We start from the raw sequence: 18,355 nt of genomic DNA, 5'->3' as shown, positions 1-18,355 counted from the left end.
TCCACGACGCGACACGCCGCCGTGCCGTCGTGGATTGCACGCTCGGTGGCGCCGCTTAACTTCTCCACCTCGCGGTGGGACGATTTGCCTGCGCAGTTTGGACCCTGGGATCGGTAGCGAAAGCAGACACAAGAATTTCGCAACGGGCCGGCGCTAACGTCCGGCCGTCGGGCCGCGGAAAGGAACCGCCATGGGCAAGTTGCTGACGGATCACGGCGATCCGGAGAAACGCATCGCCGATCTGGAGCATCAGCTTGCCGAGCGGACCCGCGGCGCCGAAGCGCCTCCGGCTACCGCGCACGACCCGGGTCCGTCGCGCCGTTTCGAGGCAGCCGCCACCCCGCCCAGCACCAAGCAGATGATGAAGTACACCTATCTGGTCATGTTCGGAGGCATGGCGGCGCTCGGCCTGATCTATATGGCGCTGTTTCTGGTTGGCGCCATCGTGGGCGCGGACAACGTGATGAAGGTCGGCGGCTTCGTGGTGTTCCTCGGATTCTTGCTGCTCGCCATGCCGGCCTTCGGCCTGTTCCAGCGGCGGATGAATCGGAAGAAGACGGTCCTCGTCGACGTCGGCAGCGGCGGCCTGACCGTCAGTTCACGGCCGGGGGAGTTCTTTTCGTTCGGCGATGCGCAGCTGGGCGCGTGGACCCTCGCGGGGTATGGCGGCACGGCGAAAGGCACGGCGCTGCACCTGCGAAGCGGCCGCGACCGCTTTGTCATCGGCGGACAAGATCATCGCGTGGCTCCCGAACCACCATTGGACGCAGCGCCGGTGGACAGCGTGGACGCGACGATGTGGCCCGAGGAGTTCGATGACCTTCTCACCACGGTCGGCCGCCCGCGCGGGCTCGATGCGCGCGCAACGGTATCGGGGCAGCCGATTCGCTGCCCGCTCACGCCGAACCCCGCGCGGATGTACTCGACGTCGTTCTTCGGGATGTTCAAAAACACCGCAACGGCGCTGAGGATGAACGCCAACCCGCCGCAGCCGACGCTGGCCATCGACGTCGGCGACGACGGGATTTCGGTCACCGACCTGACGAGCAACGCGCGCGTCGCCTCGGCCCCGCTTGCGCAGGTGATCGCGACGCCGGTCGCGAGCACCCGTTCGGCCCCCTACGTGGGCGCGCTGACAACCGCCGTTCTGGTTGTGCGAGTGGGCAATTCGCAACCACTGACCATCGCGTGTCCCGACTATGCCGGCCCCCCGCAGGCCCGTTGGAGCGGCATGACCAAGCTGACCTACCGGTTCGCTTGGCGCGGCACCGTGACTCCGGCGGATGAAGCGGAGTTTGTTGTCTCGGACGCGGATTGGCTGACGCTCGTCGAGAAATTCGGCTTGGCTTCGCAACTGGAGGACAGGGCCAGGGCCGGCGCGGCCCCGGCGTCGGTCGCGGCCCCGCTGGCCCGTCCCAAACGCAAGCTCTGGATCTATGGCGTCATCATCGCCGCGATCATGTTCGTCGTGGCCCCCGCGATGATGATTCTGGCCGGCAACATAAACAGCGGTCATCAGAACAAAGAAGATCAGCTGAAGGCGGACCAGGAACGGCCGTTTGCGCTGCCGTTCACCGGCCTGCGCCTTCCGCACGGTGTGGCCGTGGACCCCGCCGGCAACGTCTACGTCGCCGAGACGCGCACCAATCAGGTGCTCAAACTGGCGCCCGGGTCGAACACCCAAACGGTGCTGCCATTCACCGGCCTCGACCTCTTCGACGACGGCGTCATCGACGGTTCCACCGCCGGCGTGGCGGTGGACGCCGCCGGCAACGTCTACGTCGCCGACTCAGGCAACGGTCGGGTGGTGAAGTTGGAGGCCCGGTCGGGCACCCAGACCTCGCTGCCGTTCAGGACCCTGCGATCTCCCCACGGTGTCGCGGTGGACGCGGTCGGCACCGTGTACGTCGTCAACTACTCCGACGGTCAGGTCGAGAAGCTGGCGGCCGGGTCGCGCACCGAGACCATACTGCCGAAGCTCGACCAACACAGTTTTACCGGTGACGTGGCCGCGGACACGACCGGCAACGTCTACGTCAGCTGCAGCCACGGACGAAGCAGCCGCAGTTGCGTGATGAGGCTGGCGCCCGGGTCGAACACCTGGACCGCATTGCCGCAAGCACGCGACAACTCCGGCAACACTTTCAGCACCGGCGAGCAGGATCTCGCGGTGGACGCCTCCGGCAACGTGTACATGATCACGTCCAGAACCGTGCTGAAGTTGGCGCCCGGGGCGGACAACTGGACTCCGCTGCAAGGGACGCCCCCTTTCGTGGACCCCATGGGCCTCGCGGTGGACCCCAGCGGCACCAACGTCTACGTCACCGATCATGTGGGCTCCCGCGCCGTGGGAGGTGGATCTTGGTTCGGCATATGGCCGATGGGACCGGATGACGCTCACGGTCTCGTGCTCAAGCTGCCCGTGGGCTAGCCGACCGATCCAGCCCCCGGGCGACGCAGCGGCTGATGTCCGTGCACGCCTTCGGCATAGGCCGTCTCGGCGTGCTGGGTGAGGTCGACGCCGGTTGTCTCGTCTTCGGGGCTGAGCCTGAACCCCATCACCCGGTCGATGACCTTCGCGAGCACGAATGACGCCGTGAACGCGTAGAGCGCCACCACGACGATCGCAAGCGCCTGCTTGCCCAGCTGGGCGAAGCCGCCACCGTAGAACAGGCCCTGCGGGCCGGACGTCATGACCGCCGTCGCGAGCAGGCCGATCAACGACACGCCGACCACGCCGCCGACGAAGTGCACACCCACCACGTCGAGCGAATCGTCGTAGTTGAAACGGAATTTCGCCGCCACCGCGAATGAGCACACGACACCGGCCGCGAGGCCGACGACCGCCGCGCCGAGCGTGTTGACGGTTCCGCACGAGGGTGTGATGGCGACGAGGCCGGCGACCACACCGGACGCCGCCCCGAACGTCGTGGGCCTGCCGTCGCGGATCCGTTCCACCGTCAGCCAGCCGAGCATGCCGAGGCACCCGGCGACGAGCGTGTTGAGGAAGATGGCCGCGGCGGTTGCGTTGGCGGCCAACGCCGATCCAGCGTTGAACCCGAACCAGCCGAACCACAGCAGCCCGACCCCGAGCAGGACGAACGGCAGGTTGTGCGGCCGCATGGCGTCCTTCTTGAAGCCGATGCGGGGCCCGAGCACCAGCGCCAGGGCCAGTGCGGACGAACCGGACACGATCTCGACGACCAGCCCGCCGGCGTAGTCGAGCACGCCCAGCTTCGCCAGCCAGCCACCGGGTCCCCAAACCCAATGCGCGACAACCGAATACACGACGATTGTCCAGACCGTGGCGAACGCCATCCAGGCTGCGAACCTCGCGCGGTCCGCAATCGCGCCGCTGACCAGCGCGGCCGTGATGATCGCGAACGCCAGCTGGAAGGTGGCGTACAGCAATTCGGGGACCGCCCCGTGGACGGTTTCGGGGCCGATGCCGAGCATCCCGAGATGATCGAGGTTTCCCACCAGCCCGTGCGCCCCGTCCGGGGAGAACGCGACGGTGTAGCCGAGCAACAGCCACGCCACCGTGACCAGCGGGATGGAGATGAAGCTCATCATGATCATGTTGAGCACGCCGGTGGTGCGGACCATGCCGCCGTAGAAGATCGCCAGGCCGGGGGTCATCAGCAGCACTAACGCGGTGCTGGCCAGCAGCCACGCCGTCGCAGCGGGGTCGATCGCATGCATTGTTCGGTCTCCTTCGACACGATTTCGGCCGGGATATTGCCATGTCGGGCGTGTCGGTAGGTTCGGTGGGTGGTCGCAGGGGAGCTGTCGGTGGATCCGGTCGCCGCCGCGCATCGGCTGCTGGGCGCCACCCTCACCGGCAGGGGCGTGCGGGCCGTCGTCGTCGAAGTGGAGGCCTACGGCGGGGTTCCCGACGGCCCCTGGCCCGACACCGCGGCCCACTCCTACCGCGGCCTGTCCGGCCGCAACGCCGTGATGTTCGGCCCGCCCGGGCGGCTCTACACGTACCGCAGCCACGGGATCCACGTCTGCGCCAACGTCTCGTGCGGGCCGGACGGCACCGCGGCGGCCGTCCTGCTGCGCGCCGCGGCCCTCGAGGACGGCGTCGACGTCGCGCGCGCCCGCCGCGGCGAGCTGGTCCGCACCGCGGCGCTGGCGCGCGGTCCGGGGAATCTGTGCTCGGCGCTGGGAATCACCATGGACGACAACGGAATTGACCTATCTGATCCCGACGGCCCGGTGACCCTGGAACTGAACGCCCCGCTGACCGCCACGTCGGGCCCCCGCGTCGGTGTCAGCCAGGCCGCCGACCGGCCGTGGCGGCTGTGGCTCCCCGGAAGGCCGGAGGTATCGGCGTACCGGCGCAGCCCCCGGGCACCCGCGCCCGGGACCAGTGACTAGACCGCGGCGGGGGAGGCCACGCGAAACGCGGGGTCCACGCGGCGCGCGACGAGCACGAACGTCACGGCCAGCAGCGGCGCGACGGCGCTGTATACCGCGGCCGGCGTGGCCATTACGGCGCTGTTCAGCAACTGCGGGCTCAGCGCAATGCCCATCGCGACGACGGCGTTGTGCATGCCGACCTCCAGGCTGACGGCGACGGCCTGCCGCGGGGCCAGCCGCATCAGGCGCGGCGCGAGGTAGCCGACCGTCAGGCTGACGGCGCAGAACACCACGACGGCACCGCTGAGCAGGCCGATGTTGTGCCAGAGCGTGGTTCGCCCGCCGGCGATGGCCGCGACGATGGCGAGCACCAGCAGCGTGAGCGCCAAGACGCGGACCGGCTTCTGCATGCGCCGGGCCAGCTCGGGGAAGCGGTGGCGGATGGCGACGCCGATCGCGATGGGCACCAGCACCAGGCCGATCACCGCCAGGAACTTGTCCAGCTGGAGCGGGAGGAACCGGCCCTCGCCGAGGAACCACGTCATCGACACCGCCAGGATCGCGGGCAGGGCGACGATCGACAGCACGGCGTTGATTGCGGTCAGGGTGAGGTTTAGTGCCAGATCGCCGTTGAACAGGTGGCTGAGGATGTTCGACATCGTCCCGCCGGGGGTCGCGGACATCAGCATCAGCCCGACCGCCAGGTGCGGTTCGAGATGGAACGCCTCGGCGATCACCAGGCACAGGGTCGGCAGCAGCAGCGACTGACACAGGAGCGCAACCGCGAGCGGTTTGCGCATGGTGGTGGCCCGCTTGAAGTCGGCGACGGTGAGCGTCAGCCCGAGGGCGAGCATGATGATCGCGACGACCAACGGCCAGTATCGGTTGTCCATGACGCTCCGCGTGGTTGGTGCGCGTACGGGGGAAAGCGATGGCGCGGCGATGCGCCGCGTAGTTAGCTTGCCTTATATAGCCGCGCAGGAGCGAATCGAGGCCGCCGCAGCGACTAAAGTCGTGCGCGATGTCTTCCGGGATCCTTGACGAGCTGGCCTGGCGCGGGCTGATCGCGCAGTCCACCGACCTCGACGCGCTGGCCGCCGAAGCGCAGCGCGGGCCGATGACGGTGTACGCCGGGTTCGACCCGACCGCGGCGAGCCTGCACGCCGGGCACCTGGTGCCGCTGCTGGCGCTGCGCCGCTTCCAGCGCGCCGGGCACCGGCCGATCGTGCTCGCCGGTGGCGCCACCGGCATGATCGGCGACCCGCGCGACGTCGGCGAGCGCAGCCTCAACGCGGCCGACACCGTCGCCGCGTGGACCGAGCGCATCCGCGGGCAGTTGGAACGCTTCGTCGACTTCGACGCCTCGCCGACCGGCGCCGTCGTCGTCAACAACCTGGACTGGACCAAAGGCCTGTCGGCCATCGAGTTCTTGCGTGACATCGGCAAGCACTTCTCGGTCAACGTGATGCTGGACCGCGACACCGTCCGGCGGCGCCTCGACGGGGAGGGCATCTCCTACACCGAGTTCAGCTACATGCTGTTGCAGGCCAACGACTACGTCGAGCTGCACCGGCACCACGGCTGCACGCTGCAGATCGGCGGCTCGGATCAGTGGGGCAACATCATCGCCGGGGTGCGCCTGGTCCGCCAGAGGCTCGGCGCGACGGTGCACGCGCTGACGGTCCCGCTGGTGACGGCCGCCGACGGCACCAAGTTTGGCAAGTCCACCGGCGGCGGCAGCCTGTGGCTGGACCCGGAGATGACCAGCCCGTACGCCTGGTACCAGTACTTCATCAACACCGCCGACGCCGACGTGATCCGCTACCTGCGCTGGTTCACCTTCCTGTCCGCCGACGAGCTGGCCGAGCTGGAAGCGGCGACGGCCGAGCGCCCGCAGCAGCGCGCCGCCCAGCGCCGGCTGGCCCGCGAGCTGACCGTCCTGGTGCACGGCGAGGCGGCCACCGAGGCGGTCGAGCACGCCAGCCGGGCGCTGTTCGGGCAGGGCGAACTCGACCGGTTGGACGAGGCCACGCTGGCCGCGGCGCTGCGCGAGACGTCGGTCGCCGAGCTCAAGCCCGGTAGCCCAGACGGGATCGTCGACCTGCTGGTGGCCAGCGGCCTGTCGGCCAGCAAGGGTGCCGCGCGCCGCACGATCGGCGAGGGCGGCGTGTCGGTCAACAACGTGCGCGTCGACAGCGAGGAGTGGGCGCCGCGGCCGTCGGACTTCCTGTACGGCCGGTGGCTGGTGCTGCGCCGTGGCAAACGCAACGTCGCGGGCATCGAACGCGTCGCCTAGTCGTTATCGTGTCGTGTCGCCGACGTGACCTCGGCTGACCAGGGTGGTCACGGTGACTAGGGCGACGCGGGTGCTGCGAGCGGTGGGGGTGGGCGCGGGCCTGGCCGGCTTGACCGCGGCGCTGGCGGCACCCGTGCACGCGGACCTGATGGGCAACGCCTTCCTGCGGGCCCTCGCGAACGCCGGCGTCCCGGTTTCGCAGCCGGACAGCGCGACGGCGCTCGGCAAGTCGGTCTGCCCGATGCTCGTGCAACCCGGCGGCTCGTTCGACTCGGTGATCGCCACAGTCGGCGACGGACACGGAATGTCCCACGACGCGGCGGGCGTGTTCACCATCGTCGCGATCGCGACCTATTGCCCGGCGGTGCTGGCCCCGCTGCTGACGGACCGGCCGCCGGCCTAAACGGCCGTCACCGCGCGCTCGACGGCCGCCCGTATCCTGTGCAGCGTGGTCGACGACAGGCAGGGGCGCGGCGGTAGGCGGGGACCGCGCACGGAGCGCCCGGGTTCCTGGTCGGGTCCGGGCCGCGCTCGACCGGCGCAGCCGCGCACCGCGGACAAAGAGGACCGGGCCACACACGACGGCCCGCCGATACCGCCCGGCGTGGATGCCAAGCAGCTGGCGCCCGACATCCGCGGCGAACTGAGCACGCTGGACCGCGCCACGGCCGACGCGGTGGCGCGCCACCTGGTCGCCGCCGGCGAGCTGCTCGACGAGGACCCCGAGGCCGCGTTGAAACACGCCCGCGCGGCGCGGGCCCGGGCCAGCAGGATCGCCGCGGTCCGCGAGGCCGTCGGAATCGCCGCCTACCACTGCGGGGACTGGGCTCAGGCGATTGCCGAACTGCGCGCCGCGCGCAGGATGGGCAGCAAGTCGTCGTTGCTCGCGCTGATCGCCGATTGCGAACGCGGGCTTGGCCGTCCGGAGCGGGCGATCGAATTGGCGCGCGGCGAGGAGGCGGCCCAGCTGTCCGGCGACGACGCCGACGAGTTGCGCATCGTCGCCGCCGGCGCCCGCGCCGATCTCGGGCAGCTGGAGCAGGCGCTGACCGTGCTGTCCACGCCGCAGCTGGACACGAGCCGCAGCGGCTCGACGGCGGCGCGGCTGTTCTACGCCTACGCCGACACGCTGCTGGCGCTCGGCCGCAACGCCGAGGCGCTGGAATGGTTCCTGCGCTCGGCGGCCGCGGACATCGAAGGCGTCACGGACGCCGAAGAGCGCGTCGGCGAGCTTGCGTAGATGAAAACCATTGCGCAGCAATACGATTGCCTGCTCGTCGACCTGGATGGGACCGTCTTTCGCGGCGCCCAGCCCACCGAGGGTGCGGTCCAGTCGCTGGACGAGGTCAACAGCCGCAAGCTCTATGTGACCAACAACGCCTCCCGCAGCGCCGACGAGGTGGCGCTGCACCTGCGCGAGCTCGGCTTCACCGCGACCGGGACCGACGTCGTGACGAGCGCCCAGAGCGCGGCGAAGCTGCTGGCCGACCAGTTGGCGCCCGAGTCCCGCGTGCTGATCGTGGGAACCGACGCGCTGGCCAACGAGATCGCCGCCGTCGGGCTGCGCCCGGTGCGCCGCTACGACGACGAGCCCGTCGCCGTCGTGCAGGGCCTGTCCACCACCATCGGCTGGCCGGACCTCGCCGAGGCCGCCCTGGCCATCCGCGCGGGCGCGCTGTGGGTGGCGGCCAACGTCGACCCCACCCTGCCCACCGAGCGCGGCCTGCTGCCCGGCAACGGCTCGTTCGTGGCCGCGCTGCGGGCCGCCACCGGCGCCGAACCGCGCGTCGCCGGCAAGCCGGCGCCGCGGCTGCTGCAGGACGCGGCGGCCCGCGGCGACTTCCGGGCGCCGCTGGTCGTCGGCGACCGGCTGGACACCGACATCGAGGGCGCCAACGCCGCCGACCTGCCCAGCCTGATGGTGCTCACCGGGGTCAACACGGCCAGCGACGCGGTGTTCGCCGACCCGGCCCGCCGGCCCACCTACATCGCCCACGACCTGCGCTCGCTGCACTCCGACGGCGAGCTGCTCGCGGTGGGGCCGCAGCAGGGCTGGCACGTCGAGGTCGGGGAGCAGGCGGTGACGGTCAGCGCCAACGGCGCCGACGAGGGGGACGGGCTGTCGATCGTGCGCGCCGTCGCGCATGCGGTGTGGGGCGCCGTCGCCGCTGGGGCCGTGCGCATCGAGGCCGCCGACGCGCGCGCCCGGGACGCCCTGCGGCGCTGGTCCCTGGACTAGCGTAGGTACGCGATGAATATCGATCCCGATCAGCTTCGCGCTGAAATAGACGCCCTGGTGGCCCAGCTGTCCGATATCGGGGATCCGGAGAACTCCGAACACGAGCCGTCACTCGCCGAGCTCGAAGAGATAGCGCGGCGCCTCTCCGAGGCGCACGACGTGCTGCTGGCCGCGCTGGAGTCGGCGGAGAGGGGCTGAGTGCGGCCGTGGCACGACGTGCCCGCGTTGACTCCGAGCTCGTCCGCCGCGGGCTCGCCCGATCCCGCCAGCAGGCCGCGGAGTTGATCGGCGCCGGCAAGGTGAGCATCGACGGGATGCCCGCCCGCAAGCCCGGCACCGCCGTCGACGTCACCGCCGCCCTGACCGTCGCCGGAGAGGGCGAGCGCGGCTGGGTGTCGCGCGGGGCGCACAAACTGATCGGCGCCCTGGACGCCTTCGGCATTCCCGTCGCGGGCCGCCGCTGCCTGGACGCCGGCGCGTCGACCGGCGGGTTCACCGAGGTACTGCTGGATCGCGGGGCGACCGAGGTGGTGGCCGCGGACGTCGGCTACGGCCAGCTGGCCTGGTCGCTGCGGTCCGATTCCCGGGTGATCGTCGTCGAGCGCACCAACGCCCGTGAATTGACGCCGGAGGTCATCGGCGGGCCGGTCGACCTGGTGGTGGCCGACCTCTCGTTCATCTCGCTGGCCAGCGTGTTGCCCGCGCTGATTGGATGCGCTTGGCCCAGCGCGGATATCGTTCCCATGGTGAAGCCGCAGTTTGAGGTGGGCAAGGGCCAGGTCGGCGCCGGCGGGGTCGTTCGCGACCCCGGCTTGCGGGCCGACGCGGTGCTGGCCGTCGCGCGGCGGGCCGGGGAACTGGGCTGGCAGACCGTCGACGTCACCGCGAGCCCGCTGCCGGGCCCGTCGGGCAATGTCGAATACTTCTTGTGGCTGCGGGCCGAGACCGATCGGGGGCTATCTGCTGATGGGCTGGTGGACGCGGTGCGGCGCGCGGTGGACGAGGGCCCGCAATGACCGTTGAGCGCACGGTGCTGCTGGTGGTGCACACCGGCCGCGAGGAAGCGACCGAGACCGCCCGCCGCGTACAGAAGGTGTTGGGCGACAACGGCGTTGGGCTGCGGGTGCTGTCCGCCGAGGCGGTCGACAGGGGACCGCTGCACCTGGCCCCCGACGACATGCGAGCCATGGGCGTCGAAATCGAGGTCGTCGACGCCGAGCCGTCGGCGGCCGAGGGCTGCGAACTGGTGCTGGTCCTTGGCGGCGACGGCACCTTCCTGCGCGCGGCCGAATTGGCCCGCAACGCCGGGATCCCGGTGCTGGGTGTGAACCTGGGCCGCATCGGCTTCCTCGCCGAGGCCGAAGCCGAGGCAATCGACCGGGTGCTGGAACACGTGATCGGCCGCGACTACCGGGTGGAGAACCGCCTGACGCTGGACGTCGCGGTGCTGCACAAGGGTCACGTCGAACACGGGTGGGCGCTCAACGAGGTCAGCCTGGAAAAGGGCCCCCGGTTGGGCGTGCTCGGCGTGGTCGTCGAGGTCGACGGCCGCCCGGTGTCCGCGTTCGGCTGCGATGGCGTGTTGGTGTCGACGCCGACCGGCTCCACCGCCTACGCGTTCTCGGCAGGCGGGCCGGTGCTGTGGCCCGACCTGGAGGCAATCCTGGTGGTGCCCAACAACGCTCATGCGCTGTTCGGCCGGCCCATGGTCACCAGCCCCGAGGCCACCATCGCGATCGAGACCGAGGCCGACGGGCACGACGCCCTGGTGTTTTGCGACGGCCGCCGCGAAATGCGGATCCCGGCCGGCAGCCGGATCGAGGTGACCCGCTGCGACACCCCGGTCAAGTGGGCGCGGCTGGACAGCGCGCCGTTCACCGACCGCTTGGTGCGCAAGTTCCGGTTGCCGGTGACCGGTTGGCGCGGAAAGTAATGACCGGGTGCTCACCGAGATACGCATCGAGTCGCTGGGTGCCATCAGCGCCGCGGTCGGGGAATTCGACCGCGGCCTGACGGTGCTGACCGGCGAGACCGGCACCGGCAAGACGATGGTGGTGACCGGGCTGCACCTGCTCGGCGGGGGCCGCGCCGACCCGAACCGGGTCCGGTCCGGTGCCGACCGCGCCATCGTCGAAGGCCGTTTCAGCACAACCGATCTCGACGACGAGACGGCGGCGCAGCTGGACGCGATCCTGGAAGACCTGGGCGCCGAGCGCGACGAGGACGGCAGCGTGATCGCATTGCGCTCGGTCAGCCGCGACGGGCCGTCGCGCGCCTCCCTGGGCGGGCGCAGCGTGCCCGCCAAGTCGCTGGGCGATTTCACCACCGGACTGCTCACCCTGCACGGGCAGAACGACCAGCTGCGCCTGATGCGGCCCGAGGAACAGCGCGGCGCGCTGGACCGCTTCGCGGAGGCCGGTCCGCCGTTGGAGCGGTACCGCAAGCTGCGTGAGGCCTGGCTGACGGCGCGCCGCGACCTCATCGACCGCCGCGACCGCGCTCGCGAGCTCGCGCAGGAGGCCGACCGGTTGCAGTTCGCGCTGAACGAGATCGACGCCGTCGACCCGCAACCCGGGGAAGACGACGCGCTGGTCGCCGACGTCCTGCGGCTGTCCGAACTGGACACGCTGCGCGAGGCCGCCGCCACGGCGCGCGCCGCGCTGTCGGCCGACGACGGCGACGGTCTCGGCCAGGGCGCGATCGACAGCCTCGGAAAGGCAAGGGCCGCACTCGAATCCACGGACGACGCGACGCTGCGGGCGTTGGCCGGCCAGATCGCCCAGGCGCTGACGGTCGTTGATGATGCGGCCCACGAACTCGGCGGCTTCCTCGACGAGCTGCCGGTCGACGCCAGCGCGCTGGAATCCAAGCTGGCCCGGCAGGCCCAACTGCGCACGCTCACCCGCAAGTACGCCGCCGACATCGACGGGGTGCTGCGGTGGGCGCGCGAATCGCGCGAACGGCTGGCGCAACTCGACGTCTCCGAAGAGGCCATCACCGCGCTGGCACGCCGCGTCGACGAGCTGGCGCGCGAATTGGCCGACGCCGCAGTCGATCTCAGCAAGGTTCGGCGCAAAGCCGCCAAACGGCTGGCCAAAGCGGTGACCGGGGAGCTGTCCGGGCTGGCGATGGCCGACGCCGAATTCACCATCGACGTGGCCACCGACGTCGCGACCGACCCGGACGATCCCGCCACCCTGATGCTGCCCTCGGGCGAGGCGGCCCGCGCCGGCGGCGACGGCATCGACCAGGTCGAGTTCGGCTTCGCGGCGCACCGCGGCATGACGGTGCTGCCGCTGGCCAAGAGCGCGTCGGGCGGCGAATTGTCCCGGGTGATGCTGGCCCTGGAGGTGGTCCTCGCCGCCTCGGCGGCCGGCACCACCATGGTGTTCGACGAGGTGGACGCCGGCGTCGGCGGGCGGGCCGCGGTGCAGATCGGTCGGCGGCTGGCGCGGCTGGCCCGCACGCATCAGGTCATCGTGGTCACGCACCTGCCGCAGGTCGCCGCGTACGCCGACGTGCACCTGGTGGTGCACGGCGCCGGACCCAAGGGCACCAGCGTGGTGCGCCGGGCGAGCGGCGACGACCGGGTGGCCGAGCTGGCGCGGATGCTCGCGGGCCTGGGCGACTCCGCCAGCGCCCGCGCGCACGCCCGCGAACTGCTCGAGACCGCCCAGAACGAGCAGGACTGAGGGCGGCCTCCCCGCGAGTGTCCGTGTTTGTACGTCGACACGCCGCAAAGCGCGTACAACTGCGCACCCTCGGCGCGACCAACCCGTTGTGAGGCTGTTACCAATGTGACGCTAGATAACTTATGAGGCTAATGTTACGGCGCGCCTCCTCGCCTCACCCTGGCTTCGCGGACAGAATCGCCCCCATGAAGATGTCAGCGCTGCTTTCGCGTAACACGTCCCGGCCGGGCCTCACCGGCACCGCCCGGGTCGACCGGAACATCGACCGCCTGCTGCGCAGGGTGTGTCCCGGCGACATCGTGGTGCTCGACATCCTGGATCTGGACCGCATCACCGCGGACGCGTTGGTGGAGGCCGACATCGCCGCCGTCGTCAACGCGTCACCGTCGGTGTCGGGTCGCTACCCGAACCTCGGCCCGGAGGTGCTGGTCAACAACGGCGTCACGCTCATCGACGAGACCGGGCCCGACGTCTTCAAGAAGGTCAAGGACGGCGCCAAGATTCGGCTCTACGAGGGTGGCGTGTATTCCGGTGACCGCCGGCTGGTCCGCGGCACCGAGCGCACCGACCACGACATCGCCGACCTGATGCGCGAGGCCAAGAGCGGCCTGGCCGCCCACCTGGAGGCGTTCGCCGGCAACACGATCGAGTTCATCAAGAGCGAGAGCCCGCTGCTGATCGACGGCATCGGCATCCCCGACATCGACGTCGACCTGCGCCGGCGGCACGTGTTGATCGTGGCCGACGAGCCCAGCGCGGAGGACGAGCTGCGCTCCCTCAAGCCCTTCATCAAGGAGTACCAGCCGGTGCTCATCGGGGTCGGCACCGGCGCGGATGTGTTGCGCAAGAACGGTTATCGCCCGCAGATCATCGTCGGCGATCCCGAGCAGATCAGCACCGACACCCTCAAGTGCGGCGCCCAGGTCGTGCTGCCCGCCGACGCCGACGGCCACGCGCCCGGCCTGGAGCGGATCCAGGACCTCGGCGTCGGGGCGATGACGTTCCCGGCCGCCGGGTCCGCGGTCGACCTGGCGCTGCTGCTGGCCGATCACCACGGCGCCGCGTTGCTCGTGACGGCCGGCCACACCGCGAACATCGAGACGTTCTTCGACCGCAACCGCACCCAGAGCAACCCGTCGACGTTCTTGACCCGGCTTCGGGTGGGGGAGAAGGTGGTCGACGCCAAGGCCGTTGCGACCTTGTACCGCAACCACATTTCCGGGGGCGCCATCGCGCTGCTGGCGCTGACGATGCTGATCGCCGTCATCGTCGCGCTGTGGGTGTCGCGCACCGACGGCGTGGTGCTGCACTGGATCACCCACTACTGGAACCACTTCATCAACTGGACGCAGCACTTGCTCACCTAGCTTTTCGACGAACGGTGCGTTAAATGATCTCGTTACGCCAACACGCGCTATCCCTGGCCGCGGTCTTCCTGGCGCTGGCCGTCGGCGTGGTGCTGGGGTCCGGATTCCTGTCCGACACCCTGCTGTCCAGCCTGCGTGACGAGAAACGCGACCTGTACACACAGATCAGCGGGCTCAACGATCAAAAGAACGTGATGAACGAAAAGCTCGCCGCGGCAAACAATTTCGATAACCAGCTGGCCGGCCGGATCGTGCACGACGCGCTCGGCGGCAAGTCGGTGGTGCTGTTCCGCACCCCGGACGCCCGCGACGACGACGTCGCAGCGGTCGCGAAATTCATCGGCCAGGCCGGCGGAACCGTCGCCGGAACGGTCTCGCTGACCCAGGAGTTCGTCGACGCCAACTCCGCGGAGAAGCTGCGGACGGTGGTCAACTCGTCGATCCTGCCCGCCGGGCAGCAGTTGAGCACCAAGCTCGTCGACCAGGGTTCGCAGGCCGGCGACCTGCTCGGGATCGCGCTGCTGATCAACCCCAACCCAGCCACCCCGCCCATTGACGAGCCGCAGCGCGACACCGTGCTGGCGTCGCTGCGCGACACCGGCTTCATCACCTATCAGCCCGCCGACCACCTCGGCGCGGCCAACGCCGCGCTGGTCGTCACCGGCGGCGCGCTGCCCCAGGACGCCGGCAACCAGGGCGTCAGCGTGGCCCGGTTCTCCGCCGCGCTGGCCCCGCATGGCTCGGGCACCCTGTTGGCGGGTCGCGACGGCTCGGCCACCGGAGGCGCCGCGGTCGCCGTCACCCGCGCCGACGCCGGCATGTCGTCGGCGGTCAGCACCGTCGACGACATCGACGCCGCGCCCGGACGGATCACGACGGTCCTGGGCCTGCACGATCTGATCAACGGCGGCCACATCGGCCAGTACGGCACCGGCCACGGCGCCACGTCCATCACCGTGCCCCAGTAGCGGGCGGCGTGTTCCCCGCGACAGACGGTCGCGGATGTTAGGGTGGATTTCCGTGGGTCGGCAGGCCCAGCTAGTTAAATCCAAGCCCTGCCCGTCTTCACGGAGGTCGCCAGTGCGCAAGCACCCCCAAACCGCCACCAAGCACCTCTTCGTCAGCGGTGGGGTTGCTTCCTCGCTGGGCAAGGGGCTCACCGCCAGCAGCCTGGGGCAGCTACTGACGGCCCGCGGGTTGCACGTCACGATGCAAAAGCTCGACCCCTACCTCAACGTCGATCCGGGCACCATGAACCCGTTCCAGCACGGCGAGGTGTTCGTCACCGAGGACGGCGCCGAGACCGACCTCGACGTGGGCCACTACGAGCGGTTCCTGGATCGCGACCTGTCCGGGTCGGCGAATGTGACCACCGGGCAAGTGTATTCAACCGTCATCGCCAAGGAACGTCGCGGTGAGTACCTCGGTGACACCGTCCAGGTGATCCCGCACATCACCGACGAGATCAAGCGGCGCATCCTGGCCATGGCCCAGCCGGACGCCGACGGGCGCCGCCCGGACGTCGTGATCACCGAGATCGGCGGCACGGTCGGCGACATCGAATCACAGCCCTTTCTGGAAGCCGCGCGGCAGGTCCGACACGACGTCGGCCGGGAGAACGTCTTCTTCCTGCACGTGTCTCTGGTGCCGTACCTGGCGCCCTCCGGCGAGCTCAAGACCAAGCCGACGCAGCATTCGGTGGCGGCGCTGCGCAGCATCGGTATCACCCCGGACGCGCTGATCCTGCGGTGCGACCGTCCGGTTCCCGAGCCGCTGAAGAACAAGATCGCGCTGATGTGTGACGTCGACATCGACGGCGTCATCTCCACCCCGGACGCGCCGTCGATCTACGACATCCCGAAGGTGTTGCACCGCGAGGAGCTCGACGCGTTCGTGGTGCGCCGGCTCAACCTGCCGTTCCGCGACGTCGACTGGACCGAATGGGACGACCTGCTGCGCCGGGTGCACGAGCCGCACGAGACGGTTCGAATCGCGTTGGTGGGCAAGTACGTCGAGCTGTCCGATGCCTACTTGTCGGTCACCGAGGCGCTGCGCGCCGGTGGGTTCAAGCACCAGGCCAAGGTCGAGATGGTGTGGGTGCCCTCGGATGACTGCGCGAATCCCGGTGAGGCCGCGGCCGCGCTGGCCGACGTGCACGGGGTGTTGATTCCCGGTGGTTTCGGCATCCGCGGGATCGAGGGCAAGATTGGCGCCATCCGGCACGCCCGGGGGCGCGGGCTGCCGGTGCTGGGGCTGTGCCTCGGGTTGCAGTGCATCGTGATCGAGGCCGCGCGCTCGGCCGGTCTCACGGAGGCCAACTCGGCCGAATTCGAGCCGGGCACACCCGATCCCGTGATTTCCACGATGGCCGACCAGGAGCACATCGTCGCCGGCAACGCCGACCTCGGCGGCACCATGCGGCTCGGAGCTTATCCCGCGGTGTTGGAGCCGGATTCGATTGTGGCCCAGGCGTACGGCGCGACGGAGGTGTCCGAGCGGCACCGGCACCGCTACGAGGTCAACAACGCCTACCGCGACAAGATCGCCGAAAGCGGCCTGCGCTTCTCGGGCACCTCGCCCGACGGCCACCTCGTCGAGTTCGTCGAATACCCGCCCGAGGTGCACCCGTTCATCGTCGGCACCCAGGCCCACCCCGAGCTCAAGAGCCGGCCCACCCGGCCGCACCCGCTGTTCGTCGCGTTCGTCAAGGCCTCCCTCGACTACAAGGCGGGCGAGCAGCTCCCAGTGGAGATCCCCGAGCAGCATTCGCCCAACGGCACCCAGCATCGAGACAGCGTCCAGCGGCCGCTACCCGAGCCCGCAACCCGTGGCTGAGCACGTCTTCGAGACGGCGTCATCCGAAACGCTGCACACCGGAAGGATTTTCGCGCTGCGCCGCGATCAGGTCCGGATGCCCGGCGGCAAGCTCGTCACCCGTGAAGTCGTCGAGCACTTTGGCGCCGTCGCCGTGGTGGCGATGGACGACGACGGCAACATCCCGATGGTCTATCAGTATCGGCACGCGTTCGGCCGGCGGCTGTGGGAGCTGCCCGCCGGGCTGCTCGACGTCGGCGGCGAGCCGGCGCAGCTGACCGCCGCCCGCGAACTGCACGAGGAGGCCGGCCTGAAGGCCGACACCTGGCGGGTGCTCGTCGACCTCGACTCCACGCCCGGCTTCAGCGACGAATCGGTGCGCGTCTATCTGGCCACCGGGCTCACCCAGGTGGACCGGCCCGAAGCGCACGACGAAGAGGCCGACATGACGCTGCAGTGGTATCCGCTGGCAGACGCCGTCGACAAGGTGCTTCGGGGCGAGATCGTGAACGCCATTGCGGTGGCGGGGATTTTGGCCGCGCACGTCGTCAACACCGAGTGCATGCCGACCCGCCCGCCGGACTGCCCGTGGATCGACAAGCCGACCGCGTTCGTCGCGCGAAAGGCCGCGCAATGACGGCGGCGCTGGACACCCAACTGCAGGGCTACCTCGACCACCTGACCATCGAGCGGGGCGTGGCGAAAAACACGCTCACCTCCTATCGCCGCGACCTGCGCCGCTATTCGAAGCACCTGTCCGACCGCGGAATTCACGACCTGGCCAAGGTCGGCGAGGATGACGTCAGCGAGTTCCTCGTTGCGCTGCGCCGCGGCGACCCCGAGGCCGGGACGGCGGCGCTGTCGGCGGTCTCGGCGGCGCGGGCGCTGATCGCGGTGCGCGGCCTGCACCGGTTCGCCGCCGCCGAAGGCCTCGCCGAGCTGGACGTGGCGCGGGCCGTGCGGCCGCCGACGCCCGGCCGTCGGCTCCCCAAGAGCCTGACCATCGACCAGGTGCTGGCGCTGCTGGAGGGCGCCGGCGGTGACGGCCCCAGCGATGGCCCGCTGACGCTGCGCAACCGCGCGTTGCTGGAGTTGTTGTACTCCACCGGATCTCGGATCTCCGAGGCCGTCGGCCTGGACGTCGACGACATCGACACTGAGGCCCGCTCCGTGCTGCTGCGCGGGAAGGGCGGCAAGCAGCGGCTGGTGCCCGTCGGGCGCCCCGCCGTGCAGGCGCTGGACGCGTACCTGGTGCGCGGCCGCCCCGACCTGGCGCGCCGCGGACGCGGGACGCCGGCCATCTTCCTCAACGCCCGCGGCGGCCGGCTGTCGCGGCAGAGCGCGTGGCAGGTGCTGCAGGACGCCGCCGAGCGCGCCGGGATCACGTCGGGTGTGTCGCCGCACATGCTGCGGCATTCCTTCGCCACGCACCTGCTTGAGGGCGGCGCGGACGTCCGCGTCGTGCAGGAGCTACTCGGGCATGCCTCGGTGACGACGACGCAGATCTACACGCTGGTCACCGTGCACGCGCTGCGCGAGGTGTGGGCCGGGGCGCACCCGCGGGCTACCTAATTTCCGCCGA

Annotated in this window: 17 protein-coding genes; 15 read left to right on the top strand and 2 right to left on the bottom strand. The window is 70.3% G+C overall.

Translation table 11 applies throughout. The features are described 5' to 3' along the window. Positions 1-190: 190 nt before the first annotated feature. Entirely contained in the window at positions 191-2,431 is a 2,241-nt protein-coding gene (locus tag AC5Y5E_RS27940; protein WP_499906832.1) for an NHL repeat-containing protein, read from the top strand. On the opposite strand, the gene AC5Y5E_RS27935 is transcribed toward AC5Y5E_RS27940, so the two are convergent. Next, positions 2,428-3,702, bottom strand: coding sequence for an ammonium transporter (locus AC5Y5E_RS27935; RefSeq protein WP_499906830.1), 1,275 nt, complete (start codon positions 3,700-3,702; stop codon positions 2,428-2,430). The genes AC5Y5E_RS27940 and AC5Y5E_RS27935 overlap by 4 nt on opposite strands. Positions 3,703-3,771: 69 nt before the next feature. On the opposite strand from AC5Y5E_RS27935, the gene AC5Y5E_RS27930 reads away from it, so the two are divergent. Then, on the top strand, positions 3,772-4,383 hold the full coding sequence (locus AC5Y5E_RS27930) for a DNA-3-methyladenine glycosylase (RefSeq protein WP_499906828.1): 612 nt from the start codon (positions 3,772-3,774) through the stop codon (positions 4,381-4,383). Here AC5Y5E_RS27930 and AC5Y5E_RS27925 read toward each other — a convergent pair. After that, complete coding sequence (locus AC5Y5E_RS27925; protein WP_499906898.1) at positions 4,380-5,309, bottom strand: bile acid:sodium symporter family protein; 930 nt, start codon at positions 5,307-5,309, stop codon at positions 4,380-4,382. The genes AC5Y5E_RS27930 and AC5Y5E_RS27925 overlap by 4 nt on opposite strands. A 77-nt stretch (positions 5,310-5,386) precedes the next feature. On the opposite strand from AC5Y5E_RS27925, the gene tyrS reads away from it, so the two are divergent. From tyrS to xerD, 13 genes are all read left to right on the top strand, one after another. Next, on the top strand, positions 5,387-6,661 hold the full coding sequence (gene tyrS / locus AC5Y5E_RS27920) for a tyrosine--tRNA ligase (RefSeq protein WP_499906827.1): 1,275 nt from the start codon (positions 5,387-5,389) through the stop codon (positions 6,659-6,661). Between the two features lie 43 nt (positions 6,662-6,704). Further along, complete coding sequence (locus AC5Y5E_RS27915) at positions 6,705-7,064, top strand: DUF732 domain-containing protein (protein ID WP_499906825.1); 360 nt, start codon at positions 6,705-6,707, stop codon at positions 7,062-7,064. A 45-nt stretch (positions 7,065-7,109) separates the two neighbouring features. After that, entirely contained in the window at positions 7,110-7,901 is a 792-nt protein-coding gene (locus AC5Y5E_RS27910; protein WP_499906823.1) for a tetratricopeptide repeat protein, read from the top strand. After that, positions 7,902-8,900: an HAD-IIA family hydrolase gene (locus tag AC5Y5E_RS27905; RefSeq protein ID WP_499906821.1), complete on the top strand. Its 999-nt coding sequence runs from the start codon at positions 7,902-7,904 to the stop codon at positions 8,898-8,900. Between the two features lie 12 nt (positions 8,901-8,912). Further along, a complete protein-coding gene (locus tag AC5Y5E_RS27900; protein ID WP_499883094.1) occupies positions 8,913-9,098 on the top strand; it encodes a hypothetical protein in 186 nt (61 codons plus the stop codon). A gap of 8 nt (positions 9,099-9,106) precedes the next feature. Next, positions 9,107-9,916 carry a TlyA family RNA methyltransferase gene (locus tag AC5Y5E_RS27895; RefSeq protein WP_499906819.1) on the top strand — a complete coding sequence of 270 codons (810 nt, stop codon included), beginning with the start codon at positions 9,107-9,109 and terminating at the stop codon, positions 9,914-9,916. Beyond that, on the top strand, positions 9,913-10,833 hold the full coding sequence (locus tag AC5Y5E_RS27890) for an NAD kinase (protein WP_499906817.1): 921 nt from the start codon (positions 9,913-9,915) through the stop codon (positions 10,831-10,833). Before AC5Y5E_RS27895 ends, AC5Y5E_RS27890 begins: the two co-directional genes overlap by 4 nt. Before the next feature lie 7 nt (positions 10,834-10,840). Then, positions 10,841-12,592, top strand: coding sequence for a DNA repair protein RecN (gene recN / locus AC5Y5E_RS27885; RefSeq protein ID WP_499906815.1), 1,752 nt, complete (start codon positions 10,841-10,843; stop codon positions 12,590-12,592). Positions 12,593-12,777: 185 nt separating this feature from the next. Beyond that, positions 12,778-13,959 (top strand): putative cytokinetic ring protein SteA, encoded by a 1,182-nt coding sequence (steA, locus tag AC5Y5E_RS27880; protein WP_499906814.1) that lies wholly within the window; start codon positions 12,778-12,780, stop codon positions 13,957-13,959. Between the two features lie 23 nt (positions 13,960-13,982). After that, the gene (locus tag AC5Y5E_RS27875; protein ID WP_499906812.1) at positions 13,983-14,927 is read left to right on the top strand and encodes a copper transporter; all 945 of its coding nucleotides are present in this window, start codon (positions 13,983-13,985) and stop codon (positions 14,925-14,927) included. Positions 14,928-15,039: 112 nt separating this feature from the next. Next, positions 15,040-16,794: a CTP synthase gene (gene pyrG / locus AC5Y5E_RS27870; RefSeq protein ID WP_499906810.1), complete on the top strand. Its 1,755-nt coding sequence runs from the start codon at positions 15,040-15,042 to the stop codon at positions 16,792-16,794. Then, the gene (locus AC5Y5E_RS27865; RefSeq protein ID WP_499906808.1) at positions 16,787-17,410 is read left to right on the top strand and encodes an NUDIX domain-containing protein; all 624 of its coding nucleotides are present in this window, start codon (positions 16,787-16,789) and stop codon (positions 17,408-17,410) included. The genes pyrG and AC5Y5E_RS27865 overlap by 8 nt, the downstream gene beginning before the upstream one ends. Continuing rightward, positions 17,407-18,345: a site-specific tyrosine recombinase XerD gene (gene xerD, locus AC5Y5E_RS27860; RefSeq protein ID WP_499906806.1), complete on the top strand. Its 939-nt coding sequence runs from the start codon at positions 17,407-17,409 to the stop codon at positions 18,343-18,345. Before AC5Y5E_RS27865 ends, xerD begins: the two co-directional genes overlap by 4 nt. The last annotated feature ends 10 nt before the right edge of the window (positions 18,346-18,355 follow it).

The sequence above is a fragment of the Mycobacterium sp. NGS54 genome (genome assembly GCF_059812465.1).
Note: the sequence above shows the minus strand (reverse complement) of the source record. Positions and strands in the feature narration are given on the sequence as shown.

What these genes read in the sequence shown, in the direction of transcription:
- AC5Y5E_RS27890 (WP_499906817.1), top strand. Translation starts at nt 9,913, where the DNA reads ATGACCGTTGAGCGCACGGTGCTGCTGGTGGTGCACACCGGCCGCGAG.
- AC5Y5E_RS27940 (WP_499906832.1), top strand. Translation starts at nt 191, where the DNA reads ATGGGCAAGTTGCTGACGGATCACGGCGATCCGGAGAAACGCATCGCC.
- AC5Y5E_RS27900 (WP_499883094.1), top strand. Translation starts at nt 8,913, where the DNA reads ATGAATATCGATCCCGATCAGCTTCGCGCTGAAATAGACGCCCTGGTG.
- AC5Y5E_RS27875 (WP_499906812.1), top strand. Translation starts at nt 13,983, where the DNA reads ATGATCTCGTTACGCCAACACGCGCTATCCCTGGCCGCGGTCTTCCTG.
- AC5Y5E_RS27935 (WP_499906830.1), bottom strand. Translation starts at nt 3,702, where the DNA reads ATGCATGCGATCGACCCCGCTGCGACGGCGTGGCTGCTGGCCAGCACC.
- tyrS (WP_499906827.1), top strand. Translation starts at nt 5,387, where the DNA reads ATGTCTTCCGGGATCCTTGACGAGCTGGCCTGGCGCGGGCTGATCGCG.
- AC5Y5E_RS27905 (WP_499906821.1), top strand. Translation starts at nt 7,902, where the DNA reads ATGAAAACCATTGCGCAGCAATACGATTGCCTGCTCGTCGACCTGGAT.
- xerD (WP_499906806.1), top strand. Translation starts at nt 17,407, where the DNA reads ATGACGGCGGCGCTGGACACCCAACTGCAGGGCTACCTCGACCACCTG.
- steA (WP_499906814.1), top strand. Translation starts at nt 12,778, where the DNA reads ATGAAGATGTCAGCGCTGCTTTCGCGTAACACGTCCCGGCCGGGCCTC.